Source organism: Streptomyces sp. NPDC048521, from assembly GCF_043199855.1.
In the GTDB taxonomy this organism is placed as follows: Bacteria; Actinomycetota; Actinomycetes; order Streptomycetales; family Streptomycetaceae; genus Streptomyces.
In genome coordinates, this window is sequence record NZ_JBICWR010000002.1 from 678,842 (window position 1) to 696,672 (window position 17,831).

General features: G+C 72.9%; 15 protein-coding genes. 4 read left to right on the forward strand and 11 right to left on the reverse strand.

The features are described from left to right. Positions 1 to 5: 5 nt before the first annotated feature. The 5 genes from ACGFRF_RS07415 to ACGFRF_RS07435 form a co-directional block, all read right to left on the reverse strand. Positions 6 to 2,546 carry a polynucleotide kinase-phosphatase gene (locus tag ACGFRF_RS07415; protein ID WP_393737635.1) on the reverse strand — a complete coding sequence of 847 codons (2,541 nt, stop codon included), beginning with the start codon at positions 2,544 to 2,546 and terminating at the stop codon, positions 6 to 8. After that, positions 2,543 to 4,039 (reverse strand): 3' terminal RNA ribose 2'-O-methyltransferase Hen1, encoded by a 1,497-nt coding sequence (locus tag ACGFRF_RS07420; protein ID WP_393737636.1) that lies wholly within the window; start codon positions 4,037 to 4,039, stop codon positions 2,543 to 2,545. The genes ACGFRF_RS07415 and ACGFRF_RS07420 overlap by 4 nt, the downstream gene beginning before the upstream one ends. A 69-nt stretch (positions 4,040 to 4,108) precedes the next feature. Beyond that, positions 4,109 to 5,095 (reverse strand): DUF4232 domain-containing protein, encoded by a 987-nt coding sequence (locus tag ACGFRF_RS07425; RefSeq protein ID WP_393737637.1) that lies wholly within the window; start codon positions 5,093 to 5,095, stop codon positions 4,109 to 4,111. Positions 5,096 to 5,124: 29 nt separating this feature from the next. Then, a complete protein-coding gene (locus tag ACGFRF_RS07430) occupies positions 5,125 to 6,063 on the reverse strand; it encodes a hypothetical protein (RefSeq protein ID WP_393737638.1) in 939 nt (312 codons plus the stop codon). A 166-nt stretch (positions 6,064 to 6,229) separates the two neighbouring features. Continuing rightward, positions 6,230 to 7,171 carry a CbrC family protein gene (locus tag ACGFRF_RS07435; RefSeq protein WP_393737639.1) on the reverse strand — a complete coding sequence of 314 codons (942 nt, stop codon included), beginning with the start codon at positions 7,169 to 7,171 and terminating at the stop codon, positions 6,230 to 6,232. Positions 7,172 to 7,305: 134 nt separating this feature from the next. Between ACGFRF_RS07435 and ACGFRF_RS07440 the strand changes: the two genes are divergently transcribed. After that, positions 7,306 to 7,953, forward strand: a complete 648-nt coding sequence (locus ACGFRF_RS07440; RefSeq protein WP_393737692.1) for a hypothetical protein — start codon at positions 7,306 to 7,308, stop codon at positions 7,951 to 7,953. Positions 7,954 to 8,119: 166 nt separating this feature from the next. On the opposite strand, the gene ACGFRF_RS07445 is transcribed toward ACGFRF_RS07440, so the two are convergent. From ACGFRF_RS07445 to ACGFRF_RS07470, 6 genes are all read right to left on the reverse strand, one after another. Next, positions 8,120 to 9,043, reverse strand: coding sequence for an LLM class F420-dependent oxidoreductase (locus ACGFRF_RS07445; protein WP_393737640.1), 924 nt, complete (start codon positions 9,041 to 9,043; stop codon positions 8,120 to 8,122). A 365-nt stretch (positions 9,044 to 9,408) separates the two neighbouring features. Further along, on the reverse strand, positions 9,409 to 9,900 hold the full coding sequence (locus tag ACGFRF_RS07450; protein ID WP_393737641.1) for a DUF6099 family protein: 492 nt from the start codon (positions 9,898 to 9,900) through the stop codon (positions 9,409 to 9,411). A gap of 205 nt (positions 9,901 to 10,105) precedes the next feature. After that, positions 10,106 to 10,450 carry a nucleotide pyrophosphohydrolase gene (locus ACGFRF_RS07455; RefSeq protein ID WP_393737642.1) on the reverse strand — a complete coding sequence of 115 codons (345 nt, stop codon included), beginning with the start codon at positions 10,448 to 10,450 and terminating at the stop codon, positions 10,106 to 10,108. Continuing rightward, on the reverse strand, positions 10,447 to 11,643 hold the full coding sequence (locus ACGFRF_RS07460; protein ID WP_393737643.1) for an AAA family ATPase: 1,197 nt from the start codon (positions 11,641 to 11,643) through the stop codon (positions 10,447 to 10,449). The genes ACGFRF_RS07455 and ACGFRF_RS07460 overlap by 4 nt, the downstream gene beginning before the upstream one ends. A 128-nt stretch (positions 11,644 to 11,771) precedes the next feature. Beyond that, positions 11,772 to 12,161, reverse strand: coding sequence for a cell division protein SepF (locus tag ACGFRF_RS07465; RefSeq protein ID WP_393737644.1), 390 nt, complete (start codon positions 12,159 to 12,161; stop codon positions 11,772 to 11,774). Positions 12,162 to 12,595: 434 nt separating this feature from the next. Beyond that, positions 12,596 to 13,111, reverse strand: coding sequence for a YceI family protein (locus ACGFRF_RS07470; RefSeq protein ID WP_393737645.1), 516 nt, complete (start codon positions 13,109 to 13,111; stop codon positions 12,596 to 12,598). 113 nt (positions 13,112 to 13,224) lie between these two features. On the opposite strand from ACGFRF_RS07470, the gene ACGFRF_RS07475 reads away from it, so the two are divergent. The 3 genes from ACGFRF_RS07475 (at position 13,225) to scpA (ending at position 17,825) form a co-directional block, all read left to right on the forward strand. Next, positions 13,225 to 13,719 (forward strand): MarR family winged helix-turn-helix transcriptional regulator, encoded by a 495-nt coding sequence (locus ACGFRF_RS07475; RefSeq protein ID WP_393737646.1) that lies wholly within the window; start codon positions 13,225 to 13,227, stop codon positions 13,717 to 13,719. Between the two features lie 114 nt (positions 13,720 to 13,833). Continuing rightward, on the forward strand, positions 13,834 to 15,651 hold the full coding sequence (locus tag ACGFRF_RS07480) for a methylmalonyl-CoA mutase family protein (protein WP_393737647.1): 1,818 nt from the start codon (positions 13,834 to 13,836) through the stop codon (positions 15,649 to 15,651). After that, positions 15,651 to 17,825, forward strand: coding sequence for a methylmalonyl-CoA mutase (gene scpA, locus ACGFRF_RS07485; RefSeq protein ID WP_393737648.1), 2,175 nt, complete (start codon positions 15,651 to 15,653; stop codon positions 17,823 to 17,825). The genes ACGFRF_RS07480 and scpA overlap by 1 nt, the downstream gene beginning before the upstream one ends. Positions 17,826 to 17,831 lie beyond the last annotated feature (6 nt).

A 17,831-nucleotide genomic window follows, 5' to 3' on the forward strand; every position in this document is an offset into this window, starting at 1 on the left:
TGGGCCTACAGGCGTGGGTCGACCGGCTCCGACTCCAGGGCCAGCACACCGAACACCGCCTCGTGCACCCGCCACAGCGGCTCCCCGTCCGCGAGCCGGTCCAGGGCCTCCAGGCCGAGGGCGTACTCGCGCAGGGCGAGGGACCGCTTGTGGTTCAGGAACCGCTGCCGCAGCCGGGCGAGGTTGTCCGGCCGGGTGTACTCGGGACCGTAGATGATCCGCAGGTACTCGCGGCCCCGGCACTTGATGCCGGGCTGCACCAGCCGCCCGTCCGGGCCCCGGACCAGCGCGCCGACCGGCTTGACGACCATGCCCTCGCCGCCCCGGCCGGTCATCTCCAGCCACCACTCGACACCCGCGCGCACCGAGTCCGGGTCGCCGGTGTCGACGTACAGCCGCCGGGTGGTCTGCAGCAGTCCGGTGCCGTCGTGCTCCACCAGCCGGTCGATCAGGTCCAGTTGCTCGTCGTGCGGCACCGCGGCGAGGTTGCGGCCGCGGGCGGCCAGGACCTGGAAGGGGGCCAGGCGGACCCCTTCCAGGCCGTCGGTGGTCCAGCAGTAGCGGCGGTACGCCTCCGTGAACGCGGCCGCGTCGGACGCCCGGTCACGCTGGCGGGCCAGCAGGCCGGTCACCTCGACCCCACGGGCCGCCGCGCCCTCCAGCGCGGCCAGCGCACCCGGGAACACCGCCCCGGAAGCGGCACCCACCGCCGCGTACTGCGACCGCAGCAGCCCGGACGCCTTCAGCGACCACGGCATCAGCTCGGCGTCCAGCAGCAGCCAGTCGGTGTCGAGTTCGTCCCACAGGCCGGCCGCGTCGATCGCCGAGCGCAGGCGCCCGAGAATCTCCTCGGTCACCTTCTCGTCGTCGAGGAACGGCCGCCCGGTGCGGGTGTACAGCGACCCCGTCGGGCCCTGTGCGCCGAACCGCTCGCGCGCCGCGTCCGCGTCCCGGCAGACCAGGGCCACGGCCCGCGAGCCCATGTGCTTCTCCTCGCACACGACCCGCGCGACCCCGTCCCGCGCGTACTGCGCGAAGGCCTCCTCGGGGTGCTCCAGGTAGCCGTCCACCTGGGACGTCGCCGTGGGTGCCATGGTCGGCGGCAGGTACGGCAGCAGACGCGGGTCGATCGCGAAGCGGCTCATGACCTCCAGCGCCGCCGCCGCGTTCTCCTCGCGGATGGCCACCCGGCCCGCGTGCCGGGTCTCCACGGCCCGGCGGCCGTGCACGTCGGCCAGGGCCAGCGGCCGTCCGTCCTGCCCGCCGGGCGCCTCGGAGCGCAGCGGCTTCGCCGGCTCGTACCAGACCCGCTCGGCCGGTACGTCCACGAGCTCGCGCTCCGGCCAGCGCAGCGCGGTCAGCTTGCCGCCGAAGACGGCGCCGGTGTCCACGCAGATGGTGTTGTTGAGCCAGGTGGCCTCCGGAACGGGCGTGTGGCCGTAGACCACGGCCGCCCGGCCCCGGTAGTCCTCCGCCCACGGGTAGCGCACCGGCAGCCCGAACTCGTCCGTCTCGCCGGTGGTGTCGCCGTACAGGGCGTGCGAGCGGACCCGGCCGGAGGTGCGGCCGTGGTACTTCTCGGGCAGACCGGCGTGGCAGACCACGAGCCGGCCGCCGTCCAGGACGTAGTGGCTGACCAGTCCGTCCAGGAACCGCCGGACCCGGTCCTTGAACTCCTCGCTCTCGCCCTCCATCTGCGCGACGGTCTCGGCGAGCCCGTGGGGGTGCTGGACCTTGCGGCCCTTGAGGTGACGGCCGTACTTGTTCTCGTGGTTGCCGGGCACGCACAGGGCGTTGCCCGCCTCGACCATCGAGATCACGCGGCGCAGCACGCCCGGGGTGTCCGGGCCCCGGTCGACCAGGTCGCCGACGAACACGGCGGTACGGCCCTCGGGGTGCTCCCCGTCGGTGTACCCCAGCTTGGCGAGCAGGGCCTCGAGTTCGGACGAGCAGCCGTGGATGTCGCCGATGATGTCGAAGGGGCCGGTGAGGTGGGTCAGGTCGTTGAAGCGCTTCTCGGTGACGACGGTGGCCGTCTCGGCCTCCTCCACCCCGCGCAGGACGTGCACCTTGCGGAAGCCCTCGCGCTCCAGGTGCCGCAGCGACCGGCGCAGTTCGCGGATGTGCCGCTGGATGACCCGGCGGGGCATCTCGGCACGGTCGGTGCGGGCCGCGTTGCGCTCCGCGCACACCTCTTCCGGCATGTCCAGCACGATGGCGATGGGCAGCACGTCGTACTTCTTCGCCAGCTCGATCAGCTGCCGCCGGCTGTCCTGCTGCACGCTGGTGGCGTCGACGACGGTCCGGCGGCCGGCGGCGAGCCGCTTGCCGGCGATGTGGTGCAGGACGTCGAAGGCGTCGCCCGTCGCGCTCTGGTCGTTCTCGTCGTCGGAGACCAGACCGCGGCAGAAGTCGGAGGAGATGACCTCGGTGGGCTTGAAGTGCTTGCGGGCGAAGGTCGACTTGCCGGACCCGGAGGCGCCGACGAGGACGACCAGGGAGAGGTCGGTGACGGGCAGGGCCCGTCCCGTGCGGGTCTCGGTCATGCGGCCTTCGCCTCCTTCTCGGTCATGTCGGCGTGTCCGGGCTTCGTCGTGGCTGTCCGCAGGACGAACGTGGCCATCTGGGTGGGCGGCCCGACCTCCGGGTCGTCCGGTCCGACAGCCGTGAACTCCACGTCGTATCCGTGTCGTTCGGCGACGGCCGCCGCCCAGGTGCGGAACTCCTCGCGGGTCCACTCGAAGCGGTGGTCGCCGTGCCGGACGTGTCCGGCGGGGAGCGTCTCCCAGCGGACGTTGTACTCGACGTTCGGGGTGGTCACGAGGACCGTGCGGGGGCGCGCGTGCCCGAACACGGCGTACTCCAGGGCTGGCAGCCGGGGCAGGTCGAGGTGTTCGATCACCTCGCTGAGCACGGCGGCGTCGTAGCCCTTGAGCCGGTTGTCGGTGTAGGCGAGGGAGCCCTGGAAGAGCTCGACCCGGGCCGCCTGCCGCTCCGCCATGCGGTCCAGCTTCAGCCGACGTGCGGCGATGGTGAGGGCGCGCACGGACACGTCGACGCCGACGATCTCGGTGAACCGCACGTCCTTGAGCAGTTCCTGCACCAACTGGCCCTGTCCGCAGCCCAGGTCGAGCACCCGCGCGGCACCGGACGCGCGCAGGGCGGCGACGATGGCCTCCCGGCGCTGCACGGCGAGCGGCGTCGGCTTCTCGTCCGCCTCCGTCTCCGCCTCGACCGCGTTGTCGATCTCCTCGACCTCGCTGTCGTCGGCCTCGGCCAGCCGCACCAGTTCCAGCCGCTCCCTCGCCTGCCGGGTCAGCGACCAGCGGCGGGAGAGATAGCGGCTGGTGATCAGCTTCTGCTCGGGGTGTCCGGGCAGCCAGCCCTCGCCGGCCCGCAGCAGCTTGTCGACCTCGTCGGAGGAGACCCAGTAGTGCTTGGCGTCGTCGAGGACGGGCAGCAGGACGTACAGGTGGCGCAGCGCTGCGGCGAGGGTCAGCCGTTCCGACTCCAGCACGAGGCGGACGTACCGCGAGTCGCCCCACTGCGGGAACCGGGCGTCCAGCGCGACGGGTTCGGCGGTCACCGCCCAGCCGAGCGGTGCGAAGAGCCGTCGTACCAGGTCAGGCCCGCCGCGGGCGGGGAGCGCGGGCACCTCGACGCGCAGCGGCAGCGGTGCGGCGGCCCGCTCCGGGCGGGCGTTGCACACCCCGCGCAGGGCGCTGGAGAACACGCCGCTCAGCGCGACCGCGAGCAGTGAGGAGGCGGCGTAGGGGCGGTCGTTGACGTACTGCGCGAGCGCCGCGTCGGGCGCGCCGCCGCGTCCCTTGCCCTTGCCGCGCCGTACCAGCGCCACCGTGTCGATCTCCAGCAACAGCGCCGCCGTGCAGCGCCGGTCGTCCGCCTCGGGGTAGAACACGTGGGCGGTGCCGTAGGACGTGGAGAACTGCTGCGCCTTGTCGGGGTGCTTGTGCAGCAGGTATCCGAGGTCGGTGGCCGGGTGGGCGGCGTCGCCGCTCGTGGAGATCGTCAGGAACACGTGTCCGAGTCTCCCGGGCTCCAGGCCCGGTGACCACTGGTTTTCGAGCAGTGCCGCCCGCCGGTTCCGCTAACGGCCGGTGTCGTCCTTCTTCCACGGGCCGACGCCGAGTCTGCCCGTCGTGCCGAGGTCCAGCTCCGGTGTCACGATCACCGGGCGGGCGCCCGGCTTCGCCCGCACGCGCACGTAGGGGGCGTCGACGGGGCGCGAACCGTCGCCGGCCTCAGTGGTGTTGCGCCAGGTGAGCACGGCGTAGGCGCGCTCGCCGGGGGCGAGGGTGAGGGGCCGGGGGGTGCCGTCGGCGCCGGTGCCGGTGGCGATCTCCTCGCCGTGCACGAGGCGCACACCGGTGACGGCCGTGTGGTCGGCGTCCAGGATCTGGAGCGCGGGACGGCCGTTCAGGCTGTACGGGCGCGTGCCGCAGTTCTCCAGGTGCAGGCTCACCGCGCGCAGTCCCATGGCGGCGTCGCCCTGGTCGGCGTACAGGCGCACCCCGGAGGCCGGGCAGGGGCCGCCCGCCGAGGGGGCCTCGTCGACGGGGGCACTGCGCACCTTCAGGATCGACACACCGGTCACGGCCGGTGCGTGCTCGGGCAGCTCCCCGAGGACGGCGGTGCTCTTCACCGTCCGTCCCGGCGGGACCGCGGCAACGGTCGTGGCCACGGTGTCGACGGCGCCTCGGGTCGCCGCCAGGAAGCCGAGGGTGACCGTGTAGGTCATCGCCGTCCTGGCGTGGTTGGTGACGGTGAAGGTGGCGGCGGACCGGGCGGACGGGCAGTCCTGGCCGCGGTCGGACGTCCAGCCGGACAGACCGGTGATCCGCACACCGCCCTGGGCCGCCTGGGTGCCGGTGGGCAGCGGGAGCGGGGTCCCGGAGGGCGGCGGGGCGCTGCTCGCGGGTGACGGGGTGTCGGTCGGGGCGGCGCCGTACCGGGGCATGCCGGAGGGGCACAACGGGTCGGCGGTGACCGCCCAGGGGCCGGTTCCGTCGCTGCGGGCGCCGGCCTGCGAGCCGCACCCGGCGAGGACGAGGGCCGCCGCCGTGGCGGCGGTCACCGCGGCGCTCCCGGTGCGCACCGCCCTGCTCAAGACTGCTCGCCGATGATGGTCCGGGCGCTCCGGACGGCCCGCTCGTCCGCTGCGCGCAGGTCGTCCAGTGCCTTCTTGCGCTTGCTGATGACCGTCTTCTGAGCGTCGGCCTCGATGGCGTGCACGGTGTCGATGTAGTCGGTGTCGAGCTTGCACCGGGCGTCCGCAGCCGCTGTCTTCTTCTCCTTGGCCGACGGCCCCTCGGTCCGGTACCAGGCGGTGTCGAGGGATGCCTCGTCCGGGTCGGGGTAGCGGAAGCCCTTCTCCTTCATGCAGTCCGACCACGCGCGGTCGGCCTTCTTCCAGCCCGGGTCCTTCCGCGCCGCCTTGTGGGACTCGTACCACAGCTCGAGGGCCAGCGAGTAATAACCGGTGAGCCGCACGCCGTTGACCTTCGTCGCCTTGGGCGCGGGGCCGTAGATCTTCCGTGTCGCCTGTCCCAGGCAGCCGCCCTCGGGGATGGGGTTGCCATGGGCGAAGTGGCTGTCGCCGGAGCCGAACGTGCCGGTGAGGGCGACGTACTGGTCGGCGGGCCACTCCTGGGGCTGGGCGGACTCCTCCTGATCGCGGTTGTGGTAGCCGTGCTCGGCCGCCCGGTCGGGATCGTCGATCCCGTAGGGGCTGTCGTCGCCGGTCGTGCCACGGCCCGCGAGGGTGCCCTGCCGGACCGGGTACGTCGACTCGACGGTCCTGGTGTTGAGCGTCGCGAAGCCGCCGAAGCCGAGCCGGACCATGCACTGCTTCGCGAGGATCCACTGCGCCTTGCCGATGGACCTGCCCCCCTCCGACGACGGATCCGGTATGTAGGCGTGCAGCGGGAGCGACTGCATGGTGTTGAGGCGGTGGGCCTCGGCCGCGGGGTCGTCATGGCCGGCGAACTGGCAGGCCGACAGGGCCAGCAGGCCGGTGGCGGCGAGAGGGAGCACTTTGCGCACGCGGTCATCCGACCAGGCCGGGATCAAGTGCGCTGTGATGGAGCCCACAGTTCCGGCACATGGTGTTCACGGGCCGGTCACGCCGCCCACGTGATCCGCCTCCCGGTGATCTCCACCATGGCCGCGAGGGGCCGGGGGGATCACCGACTCCCCCCGGCACCACCCGTCAGGCGAAGTCCGCCTGCGTGAAGTGGATGCCACAGGCGCGGCAGCGGAAGAGGTAGGCCGTCGGCCCGCCCTCCTTGTCGAGCGCGGCGACGAAGTCCTCGGTCCACGCGGGCCCCCAGCCCCACTCGGCGCACAGTCCGCGCAGGTGGTCGAGCGCGTCCGGGTAGGGCCGCAGTTCCTTCGCGCCGACCGCGCCGAGGAACACCCCGCCGTCGCCGCAGTGCGCGGGCCAGCCCCAGTCCTGCCAGGTGGCGAAGCCGGGGGTGCGCTCACGGATCCGCCGGGCCGCCTCGTCCGGCATCCCACGCGCCTCGACGTCGTTGAAGAACGCGCCGTACCGCTGGGCGGCGGTGCCGAACGCGATGCAGTACGGGCACACCCGGCCGTCGGGCACGTCCTCGCCGTAGACCGGTCCGGTGTGGATCCAGCCCTGGTCGTGGCCGCAGCACACGCATGTCTCGTCGGCGGCGACAACCGACCCGGTGGCCACCGGGTCGGGATGGTAGGGGAACGGCGGCAGCATGGGTCTGGGTCTGGGCTCCGGCCGCGGTCTGACGACCTGTTCGATCGCGTTGCCGGTCAGGGCGGCGGGCGGGACGACGACCGCGCCCTCGCGCAGGTCCTCCGGCAGATGCCCCCGGTCCTCCGCGCTCATCACGATCGCCGTCGCCGGGTCACCGAGCAGCAGGACGGCGGCACCGGTACGGCGGGCCACCTCGGCGACGAGGTCCAGCACCCCGCGGCCCGGCCGGTCGAAGGACACCCCGTGGTCGAGGCACACGTCGGCCTCGCTGCCGTCCGCCGTCCGTACCCAGGCGACCGGCTCACCCACGGGCACGTCGTAAGGGGCGTACGGTTCCAGCACCTCGCGGACCGTCGAAACATCCACCGGGACGATGTCTCCGTGGCGGAACTTGTAGAGGTGGATGCCGAAACCCATGGCGGTCACTTCATCACACGTGGGCAGGACGGCGGGGGCCCGTGGGGGCGCGCAGGCAACCCGGGCGGCGTGCGAACCCTCTGACCGGGAGGACGGGCCGGAACCGGCCGAGGACCTCGAGGGGGTATCACTTGGTGCGCTCGACCGACCGGACCGGCGGACCCGGACCCGCGTGGGCGCTGGCCGCCCTGGCACTGCTCGCGGTGTCCTGCGACACCGGCGCGCGACGGCCGCCGTCCGCGTCGCCCCCGGCCGCACCGGCCCACATCGCGGCCTACGACGCCGGCTGGCAGACCGGCAGACGGCTCTACGCCGAAGGCGGCAAGGGCACGGCGGTGCGCGAGGTGGTCTGGGGCGGCTGTGTGCGCCGGTCCCTCACGGCCCGGCCGCGGGAGGTGGTGGACCGGGACCGCGGTGCCTGGGTGCTGGGCTGCCGGCACGGCGTCGGCGGGGAGCGGCCGCACCGGCGCCCGCCCGGCCACGCGCTGACCCGGCGCGAATCCGACCCGGGTCTGCTGGGGCGCTTCCGGGCCTGGGCCGCGAAGAACGGCCAGGAGGGATCCGCCGCCACGCTGAGCCGGGTCGTCCTGGTCCACCTCGTCGGCGGTGACTACGACATCGAGCTGACGGCCGACGTCGACACCGCCGAGCGGAGCGCGGACGCGGAACGCCTGGCCGCAGCGTTCGCCGAGGGGTGGGACGGCGACGACGGCGACGGCACCGCCTGGAACGTCCTCGTCCGATCCCCGGACGGCGAACGTCTCACCGTCCGCGACCTCTGACGACCCCCGCGGATCGGCCTCGCCCCTTCGCGGCTCGCCGACTCGTCCGGGTGCGCTCCGGCCGCTCCGGCCGCTCCGCCCCCGTACGCCGTTCCCCGTCCGGCGGGCCGGGCGGGGAGCGGCCTCACCCGGGCCGTGTCCGCGGGGGCCGGGCGACCCGGCCGTCCTACGACAGCTGCGACTGGACCTGGGCGGAGATCAGCTCCAGGTGGTCCAGGTCGTCGAGGTCCAGGATCTGGAGGTAGATGCGCCGGGAGCCGATCTCGGCGTACCGGCCGATCTTGTCGACGACCTCGGCCGGGGAACCGGCCAGGCCGTTCGCCTTCAGTTCCGCCACCTCACGGCCGATGGCGGCGGCGCGCCGGGCGACCTCCTGGTCGTCCTTTCCGACGCAGACCACGAGCGCGTTGGAGTACGTCAGGTCGTCCGCGCCGCGGCCGGCCTCCTCCGCGGCGGCGCGTACCCGGCCGAACTGCCGCTCGCTGTCCTCGACCGAGGCGAACGGGATGTTGAACTCGTCCGCGTACCGGGCGGCGAGCCGCGGGGTACGGGTGGCGCCGTGGCCGCCGATGAGGACCGGGACCTTCGTCTGGGCGGGCTTGGGCAGCGCGGGCGATTCGGTGAGGTCGTAGAACGTGCCGTGGAAGTCGAAGGTCTTGCCGACCTCGGTCGCCCACAGCCCGGTGACGATCGCGAGTTGCTCCTCGAGCCGCGCGAACTTCTCCTTCGGGAACGGGATGCCGTAGGCCTTGTGCTCCTCCTCGAACCAGCCCGCGCCGAGGCCCAGCTCCACCCGGCCCCCGGACATCTGGTCGACCTGGGCGACCTGGATGGCGAGCACGCCGGGCAGCCGGAAGGTGCCGGCCGTCATCAGCGTGCCGAGGCGGATGCGCTTGGTCTCACGGGCGAGGCCGGCCAGGGTGATCCAGGCGTCCGTCGGGCCCGGCAGCCCGTCCACGCTGCCCATGCGGAGATAGTGGTCGGAACGGAAAAAGGCGTCGAAGCCCAGGTCCTCGGTGGCCTTCGCCACGGTGAGCAAGGTGTCGTAGGTGGCCCCCTGCTGGGGCTCGGTGAAGATTCGAAGGTCCATACACCTATCCTGCACGCCGGGCGTCCCGTCGACCTCGCCGGTACCTCCCGGCACGGCCGTCCACGGTCGGGTGAAAATCGTCCTCGGCGGGCCGGGGCCGCGGTGGGGCGAGTGACCGGCCCCGGTGATGATCGTCGGGCCGCCCGAGCCGGACCGTCCGGCACCCGCGCCGGACGGTCCGAAGAGTCTCCGCCGGTCAGCAGGGTGGTGTGGCCGGTCGGCCGAGGGGCTTGCTGGAGCAGATGGAAGAGCTGATGGCCGCGCTGGACGTGGATCTGTGGGCGCCGGCGGATCTGCAGGCCGGTCAGGGCGCCGTCGAGGAAGCCGATCTGGGCCGAGGGCCGGCCGTCGTCCCGGTGTCCTCCTCACAGGGCACCGGAGGGACTGCTCTCGTTGCCGTTCTCCGGTACCACCGCCTCCCGTGCCGCCAGCTTGCGCAGCATCTCCAGGACGCGGTCGCGGGACTCGTCGGCCGCGTCGATGGCCTCCATGCACTGCCAGTACGTCGTCTCGTCGGCCGCGGCGCTGGCCATGCCGACCAGGGCGATGCCGACCTCGCCGAGCAGGCCGCCGAGGCAGAGCAGGGTCTCGCGTGCGTCGTCCAGCTCGGTGAGCTGGGCCGCGCGCAGGTCTCCCGGGTCGAGTTCGGGAGGGTCCAGGACCCCGCAGCCCCGGCCCGCCAGCTCCGTCAGCCCCAGCGCCTCGCCGCGCAGCTCGGGCGGCCCCGAGACCGCGAGGCGGCTGCCGATCGCCTGGGCCAGGGCCTGCGCCTGCCATACCTCCGCCAGCATCTCGACCGCGTCGGCACCGCCGGCCAGGGCGCGCCTGCTGGTGAGGATGATCCGTATCGCGTCCATGGGCTGCCCCCGTCCGTCCGCGTGCTCTCCGCACGTCTGTGTGAACTCCCGTGTCCACTACCCAGAGTGAGTGTCCATGGGGCGAAAAGCCAGAGGTAGGGGAAATCTGTGGACAACAATTCGGATTCGCCCGGTGATTTGACTGCGGAGAGTGATAACGGAGTTCGTGGGTCCGCCCGTTGGGGACGCGGGCCGGACGAGACCGTCAGGTGTCGTCCTGCGCTCCCGGCAGCGGGAAGCGGTGTTCGTTGCGGTCGATCTTGGCGGCCAGGGCGGCCAGCGGGTCGATCCCCAGGACCTCGCAGAACTGCAGGAGATACGCGAGCACGTCGGCGACCTCGTCCGTGACCCGGTGCGCGCGCTCGGGCTCGTCCATCACCCGCTCGGACTCCTCCGGCGTCAGCCACTGGAAGATCTCGACCAGTTCGGAGGCCTCCACCGAGAGGGCGGCGACGAGGTTCTTGGGGGTGTGGTACGGCTGCCAGTTCCGCGCGGCCGCGAACTCGGCCAGTCTGCGCTGGAGTCGGGCCAGGTCGAGAGGTTCGGTCACGTCTCCAGGTGTACCACCGTGATGCCCTCGGCTCCCACGGCCCACGAGGCGTCGCTCACCGCGGCCACGCAGCGGATGTGCCCGCGCTCTCCCATGCGGGCCGCCGTCGCGAGCAGTTCCCGGCGCTGGGCGGGGTCGAGGGCGCGGTCGAAGCCGTCGGCGAGGACGGTGAGACTGCGCAGGGCGTCGGGCACCTCGCCCGGGGCGTCCACGTCGAGGACGCCGGGTCCGGTCAGCAGGACGAGGGTCAGCGCCAGGTAGCGCAGTTCGCCGTCGCCGAGCCGGGCGAGTTCCGTGCGCCGGCCGTCGCCGCGGTCGAGCAGCGCCCGTACCGTGCCGTCGGACAGCGGCTCGGCGATCAGGTCGGTCACCGGGCCGGCGCAGCCCGCGCGCAGCGCCTCGACCAGCCGGCCGTGCCGACGGGCGCACTCCGCGCGGGTGCGCCACAGGACGTCGGCGAGGTTGTCGCAGCCCGTCAGCAGCCGGCCGGAGCCCGTGGGGACAGGGGTGCGCATGCGGTCCGGACAGGGGTCGCAGGGGAAGACGGAGCGCAGGGCGACGACCATCTGCTCGGCCGCGGCCAGCACATGACGCTGCCCGTCCGTCTTGCCGGCCACGCGCAGCGGCAGCAGGGCGGTTCCCAGGCGGTCGTCGGGGAGCGGGGCGCGGGTCACCGGGGCGGAGCCCGCGGTGTGCCAGGCGGCCTGCACGGTACGGCGCCCCGGGTCGCGCAGGGCGGTCTCCAGCAGGACGACCCCGCCCGCGGTCAGCCGCTCGCCCACGATCCGCAGGACCGGCTCGGCCTGTACGGCGACGTCGAGCCGGACCGGGCCCTCGGCGCCGTCGGCCGTACACCCGATCCGGAAGCCCCGCCGTCCCTCGGCGTCCGGGCGGGCCCGCGCCGGCACGCAGGCGACCGGGTCCGGGAACGCCTCCCCGAGGGGGGCGCCGCCACCGAGCCGTGCGAGCGCCTCGAACGCCGCGAGCGCCGTCGTCTTGCCCGCGCCGCTGGGGCCCGCGAACAAGGTCACGGACCCGAGCGGGAATCCGGCCCGCCGGTGCCCGGCGAAGGCCGACAGCCGCAACTCGGTGACCCGGGCGCGCATGTCGGAGCTTGCGCGGGACTGCGCGGGGACGGTCTCCGGGGACGCGTCGGCCGCCGGCTGCCCGGCGGACACGTAAGGCACGGCCATAGGCGGACCGTAGGGCTCCGCGGCGGCGGCGAACCGTTCCGCCTCCGATCCTTCCTACGATCGGGGGACGGGCCGGGAGGACGCCGGTATGAAGAACGCCGTCGTGAAGGGCACCGGCACCGCGACTCTCAGCCTCCCGAGAGCCCCGCCCCTTCCATCAGTCCGCTGACCTCCGTGCCGGGCGGGGTGAGGAGGAACACGTTGCGGTCGACGCGGTGCATTCCGCTGCCCAGGCCGAAGACGACACCCGTGCTGAAGTCGAGGACGCGCTTGGCGACATCGCCCTCCGCGCTGGACAGATCGAGCAGCACCGGCACCCCGGCCATCAGTGTCTCGGCGACTTCCCGGGCGTCCGCGAAGACGTTGACGCGCAGGACCACGAACCGGCGCCGGGTCTCGGTCTCGGCATCGGGCAGCGAGCGGTGGTCCACCGCGGACGGCCAGGCGTCCCGGCCTCGCAGCGGCACGACCTGGGCGAGCCCTTCCCACTGCTCATCGGTGACGTCGTAACGGCTCACCGGCTCCCCCCGACCTGACTCGCACTGATTGCCTGCACCGGCCAATTCTTACGCCAAGTCACCCGTTCGGCCCAACAACGACACGGTCAGCGACCGAACCGCCGGTTCGGAACTCGGCGGGCACTGGGGAAGATGTGCGTGTACGCCCGCTTTTTACCGTTCTCGTACCGGGTGCGGCGGGGCTCGGCGCGGCCGCTCGCCTCGCCGGGGCCGCGGGCGGCGGACAGGGGGCTCTCCGCTCACCTCGCACGCGGGCCGACGACGGACCAGGGCGTGAGCCGGTGCGGTCGATCCCGCGAGACGGCGGCCGTGGAACCGCGGACGCCTCTCCGGCCGGTTCACGCCGCCCGCCGAGACAAGCGCCCGCGCGCGGCTGCGTGCCTCACGGCGGCCCCGCGGACGCTCGCGACGCGGGACGTGCGCCGGGGCCGGCCTCAGGCGGTCGCGCGTGTGAACCGCAGCCTGGTCGTCACCGTGGCCGACTTGGCGACCATGCCCAGCTGGTTCCAGGCGATGCCGAACTGCGTGCGGTCCACAACGAACTCCGCCTCCAGGACGAGCGCGTCGACGCCCACCTCGACCAGGCGACCGGTGAAGGAGAGGGGTTTGGTGACACCGCGCACCGTCAGCCGGCCGGCGACGCGGACGGCGTCACCGTCGAGGCGGTCGGCGCCGGTGACCGCGAAGGTGATCTCCGGGTGGTTGTCGGCGTCGAAGAAGTCGGCCGAGCGCAGGTGGGTGTCGCGCTTGGCGTTCTTGGTGTCCAGGGAGGCCGCGTCCAGGGTCAGGGTGCCGGTGGCCGAGCCGTCGGGCTTCACCTCGCCCTCGCCGCGGACAGCTGTGAAGGTGCCCTTCACGGTGGACAGGCCCCAGAACGTCTTGTTCCGCAGCTGCACGGTGGACGCGGCCGGGTCGAGCTGCCAGAGACCTGTTTCCACGGCGACGGTCATCGTCGTACTCCTGAATCAGTGGTCCAAATTTGGATGATCGCAAACGCTAGCGGCTGCGCCGGTGACGAACAAGCCCATACATCCAAAATTGGACAACGGGTTAGACTCCCACCATGTCCGCCTCCGACCCGCGCCCCGCCGACCTGCCGGAATGTCCCGCCGCGGACGCCGGACTCCTGCCGGACGAGCTGCGCGCCTGGATGCTATTGCTGGCCGCCACAGGAACGGTCGAGCAACGCTTGAGGTCGGTCGTGAAGGAGTGCCTCGACGTCTCCCACGACGAGTTCCTGATCCTGTGCCTGCTGGCCGAACAGCCGGACGCCGGGCTGCGCATGACCCAGGTCGCCGACCTCCTCGGCCGCCCCAAGACACGGCTCACCTACCAGATCGCCTGCCTCCAGCGGGCCGGCCTGGTCACCCGCAGGTCCGTGTGCGGGGACAAGCGGGGCGTGCGGGTCGCCCTCACCGGCACGGCGCGCGAGCGGCTGCGGGAGACCTCCGCCCTGCTCGCCGGGACCGTCCGGCAGGCCCTCGCCGACTCCATGGGCGCCGAGCAGCGCGCGGCCGTGCGGGCGCTCGTACCGGCCCTGGGCGAAGAGCCGCGCTGACCTCCCCGGACGCGCCGCCAGGGACGGGAGAGGCGCAGCTCACAAGGGCAACAGGAGAAAGCTCACAGCCCGCGCTCTGCACGCGCTCGAGGGCACTGCCCTAGCATCCGAGCCATGACGGTCCTGCCTGACGACGGGCTCTCACTGGCCGCCGAGTTCCCTGACGCGACACACGAGCAGTGGCAACGCCTGGTCGAGGGTGTGCTGCGCAAGTCGGGCAAGGAAGTCTCGGGCGCGGCAGTTGAGGACGCTCTGTCCACGACGCTGGAGGACGGGCTGCGCACCCGCCCCCTGTACACCGCGCGCGACGACGCGCCCGACCCCGGCCTGCCGGGCTTCGCCCCGTTCGTACGGGGCAGCCGCCCGGAGGGCAACATCGCGGGCGGCTGGGACGTACGGCAGCGGCACACGACGCTCGTCGACGGTACGGCGAACGCCGTGCTGTCCGACCTGGAGAACGGCGTCACCTCGCTGTGGCTGGTGCTGGGCAAGGGCGGTATCCCGGTCCGCGAGCTGGGCCGGGCCCTGGACGGCGTCTACCTCGACCTGGCGCCGGTGGTGCTGGACGGGCGCGGGGAGACCGAGGCCGCCGCCGAGGCGCTGCTCGGGCTGTACGAGGAGAGGGGCGTCGACCCGGAGGCCGCGCGCGGCAATCTGGGTGCCGACCCGCTGCGGTACGAGGCCCGGACCGGCACCGCCCTGGACTTCGCGCCCTTCGCCGCGCTGGCCGCGCGCTGCGCCGAGACGTACCCGGGTGTGCGCGCCCTGACCGTGGACGCGCTGCCGTACCACGAGGCGGGCGGCTCGGCCGCGCAGGAACTGGGCGCCTCCCTGGCCACCGGGGTGGCCTATCTGCGGGAGCTGACCGCGGCGGGGCTCTCCGTCGAACAGGCCGCCGGACAGCTGGAGTTCCGCTACGCGGCCACCGCCGACCAGTTCCTGACCATCGCCAAGCTGCGGGCCGCGCGCCGGCTGTGGGCGCGGGTCGCCGAGGTGTGCGGGGCACCGGGCGCGGGCGCGCAGGTGCAGCACGTGGTGACGTCGCCGGTGATGATGACCCGCCGTGACCCGTGGGTGAACATGCTCCGCACGACGGTCGCCACGCTGGCGGCCGGGGTCGGTGGCGCCGACGCCGTCACCGTGCTGCCGTTCGACCACGCGCTGGGCCTGCCGGACGGGTTCGCCCGCCGTATCGCGCGCAACACCTCCACGATCCTGATCGAGGAGTCCCACCTGGCCCGGGTGATCGACCCGGCGGGCGGCTCCTGGTACGTCGAGCGGCTCACCGACGAACTCGCCCACGCCGGCTGGGAGTTCTTCCGGTCCATCGAGCGCGACGGCGGCCAGGCGGCCGTCCTGCGCTCCGGCCGGCTGCGCACGGACCTGGCGACGACCTGGGCGGAGCGGTCCAAGCGGCTCGCCAAACGGCGTGAACCCATCACCGGGGTCAGCGAGTTCCCGCTGCTGTCCGAGAAGCCGGTGAAGCGCGAGCCCACCCCCGAACAGCCGTCCGGCGGTCTGCCCCGGGTGCACCGCGACGAGGCGTTCGAGGAGCTGCGGGCCCGCTCCGACGCGCATCTGGCGGCAACCGGCTCCCGGCCCCGCGTCTACCTCGCCACGCTCGGTTCGGCCGCCGAGTACACCGCGCGCTCGACCTTCGCGGCCAACCTGTTCCAGGCGGGCGGCATCGAGCCGGTCACCGAGGGCGGCTTCGAGGACAGCGGCGCCACCGAGGCCGTGCTGTGCTCCAGCGACGCCCGCTACGCCGAACAGGCCGAACAGGCCGCCGAGTCGCTGCGCGCGGCCGGCGCCCGGCATGTGTTCCTCGCGGGCCGCCCGGCCGAGTACGCCGGCGTCGACTCGTACGTCTTCGCGGGCTGCGACGCCGTGGCCGTGCTGTCCGCGACCCTCGACCGCATGGGAGTGTCCTGATGGGAATCCCCGACTTCTCCGGCATCGAGCTGGGCACCCCGGTCGCCGACGGCAGTGCCGAGGAGTGGCGTACGGCCGTCAAGCGGGCGACCGGGGGCGCGGAACCGCTGTGGGAGACCCCGGAGGGCATCGGGGTCAAGCCGCTGTACACCGGCCGCGACCTGGAGGGCCTGGACTTCCTGGGCACCTACCCGGGCATCGCGCCGTATCTGCGCGGCCCGTACCCGACGATGTACGTCAACCAGCCCTGGACGATCCGGCAGTACGCGGGCTTCTCCACCGCCGAGGAGTCCAACGCCTTCTACCGGCGCAACCTGGCGGCGGGCCAGAAGGGCCTGTCGGTCGCCTTCGACCTGCCCACGCACCGGGGGTACGACAGCGACCACCCGCGGGTGACGGGTGACGTCGGCATGGCGGGCGTGGCCATCGACTCGATTCTCGACATGCGGCAGCTTTTCGACGGCATCCCGCTGGACAAGATGACCGTGTCGATGACGATGAACGGCGCCGTGCTGCCGGTGCTGGCGCTGTACATCGTGGCGGCGGAGGAACAGGGCGTACCGCCCGAGAAGCTGGCCGGGACCATCCAGAACGACATCCTCAAGGAGTTCATGGTCCGCAACACCTACATCTATCCGCCGAAGCCGTCGATGCGGATCATCTCCGACATCTTCGCTTACACCTCGCAGCGGATGCCCCGCTACAACTCCATCTCCATCTCCGGTTACCACATCCAGGAGGCCGGTGCGACGGCCGACCTGGAGCTGGCGTACACCCTCGCCGACGGTGTGGAGTACATCCGCGCGGGCCGGGAGGCGGGCCTGGACGTGGACGCGTTCGCGCCCCGGCTCTCCTTCTTCTGGGCGATCGGCATGAACTTCTTCATGGAGATCGCGAAGCTGCGCGCGGCCCGGCTGCTGTGGGCCAAGCTGGTCTCCCAGTTCGAGCCGAAGAACAGCAAGTCGCTGTCGCTGCGCACCCATTCGCAGACCTCGGGCTGGTCGCTGACCGCGCAGGACGTCTTCAACAACGTCACCCGCACCTGCGTCGAGGCGATGGCGGCGACCCAGGGCCACACCCAGTCGCTGCACACCAACGCCCTCGACGAGGCACTCGCCCTGCCGACGGACTTCTCCGCGCGTATCGCCCGCAACACCCAGCTGCTCATCCAGCAGGAGTCGGGCACCACCCGGGTCATCGACCCGTGGGGCGGCAGCGCCTACGTGGAGCGGCTGACGTACGACCTCGCCCGCAAGGCCTGGGCGCACATCCAGGAGGTCGAGCAGGCGGGCGGCATGGCGCAGGCCATCGACGCCGGCATCCCCAAGCTGCGCGTGGAGGAGGCGGCGGCCCGCACGCAGGCCCGCATCGACTCCGGGCGGCAGCCGGTGATCGGCGTGAACAAGTACCGGGTGGACAGCGACGAGCAGATCGAGGTCCTCAAGGTCGACAACTCCTCCGTGCGCGCCCAGCAGATCGAGAAACTGCGGCGGCTGCGGGCCGAGCGGGACGAGGTCGCGTGCCGGGACGCGCTGGACGCGCTGACCAGGGCCGCCGACGGCGACGGCAACCTGCTGGAGCTGGCCGTGCACGCGGCCCGCGCCAAGGCGACCGTCGGTGAGATCTCCGACGCCCTGGAGAAGGTGTACGGGCGGCACGCGAGCCAGATCCGTACGATCTCCGGCGTGTACCGCAACGAAGCAGGCCAGTCCCCGTCCGTGGACCGCACCCGCGCCCTGGTGGACGCCTTCGAGGAGGCCGAGGGCCGGCGGCCCCGGATCCTGGTCGCCAAGATGGGCCAGGACGGCCACGACCGCGGCCAGAAGGTGATCGCGACCGCCTTCGCCGACCTCGGCTTCGACGTCGACGTCGGCCCGCTGTTCCAGACTCCGGAGGAGGTCGCCCGGCAGGCGGTCGAGGCGGACGTGCACGTGGTCGGCGTGTCCTCGCTGGCCGCCGGTCACCTCACGCTCGTCCCGGCGCTGCGCGAGAAGCTCGCCGAGGAGGGCCGCGAGGACATCATGATCGTGGTGGGCGGGGTGATCCCGCCGCAGGACGTGCCGACCCTGCTGGAGATGGGTGCCACGGCCGTCTTCCCGCCCGGGACGGTGATCCCGGACGCGGCGTACGACCTGGTGAAGCGGCTGTCGGCCGACCTCGGCCACGACCTGTAGCGGCCG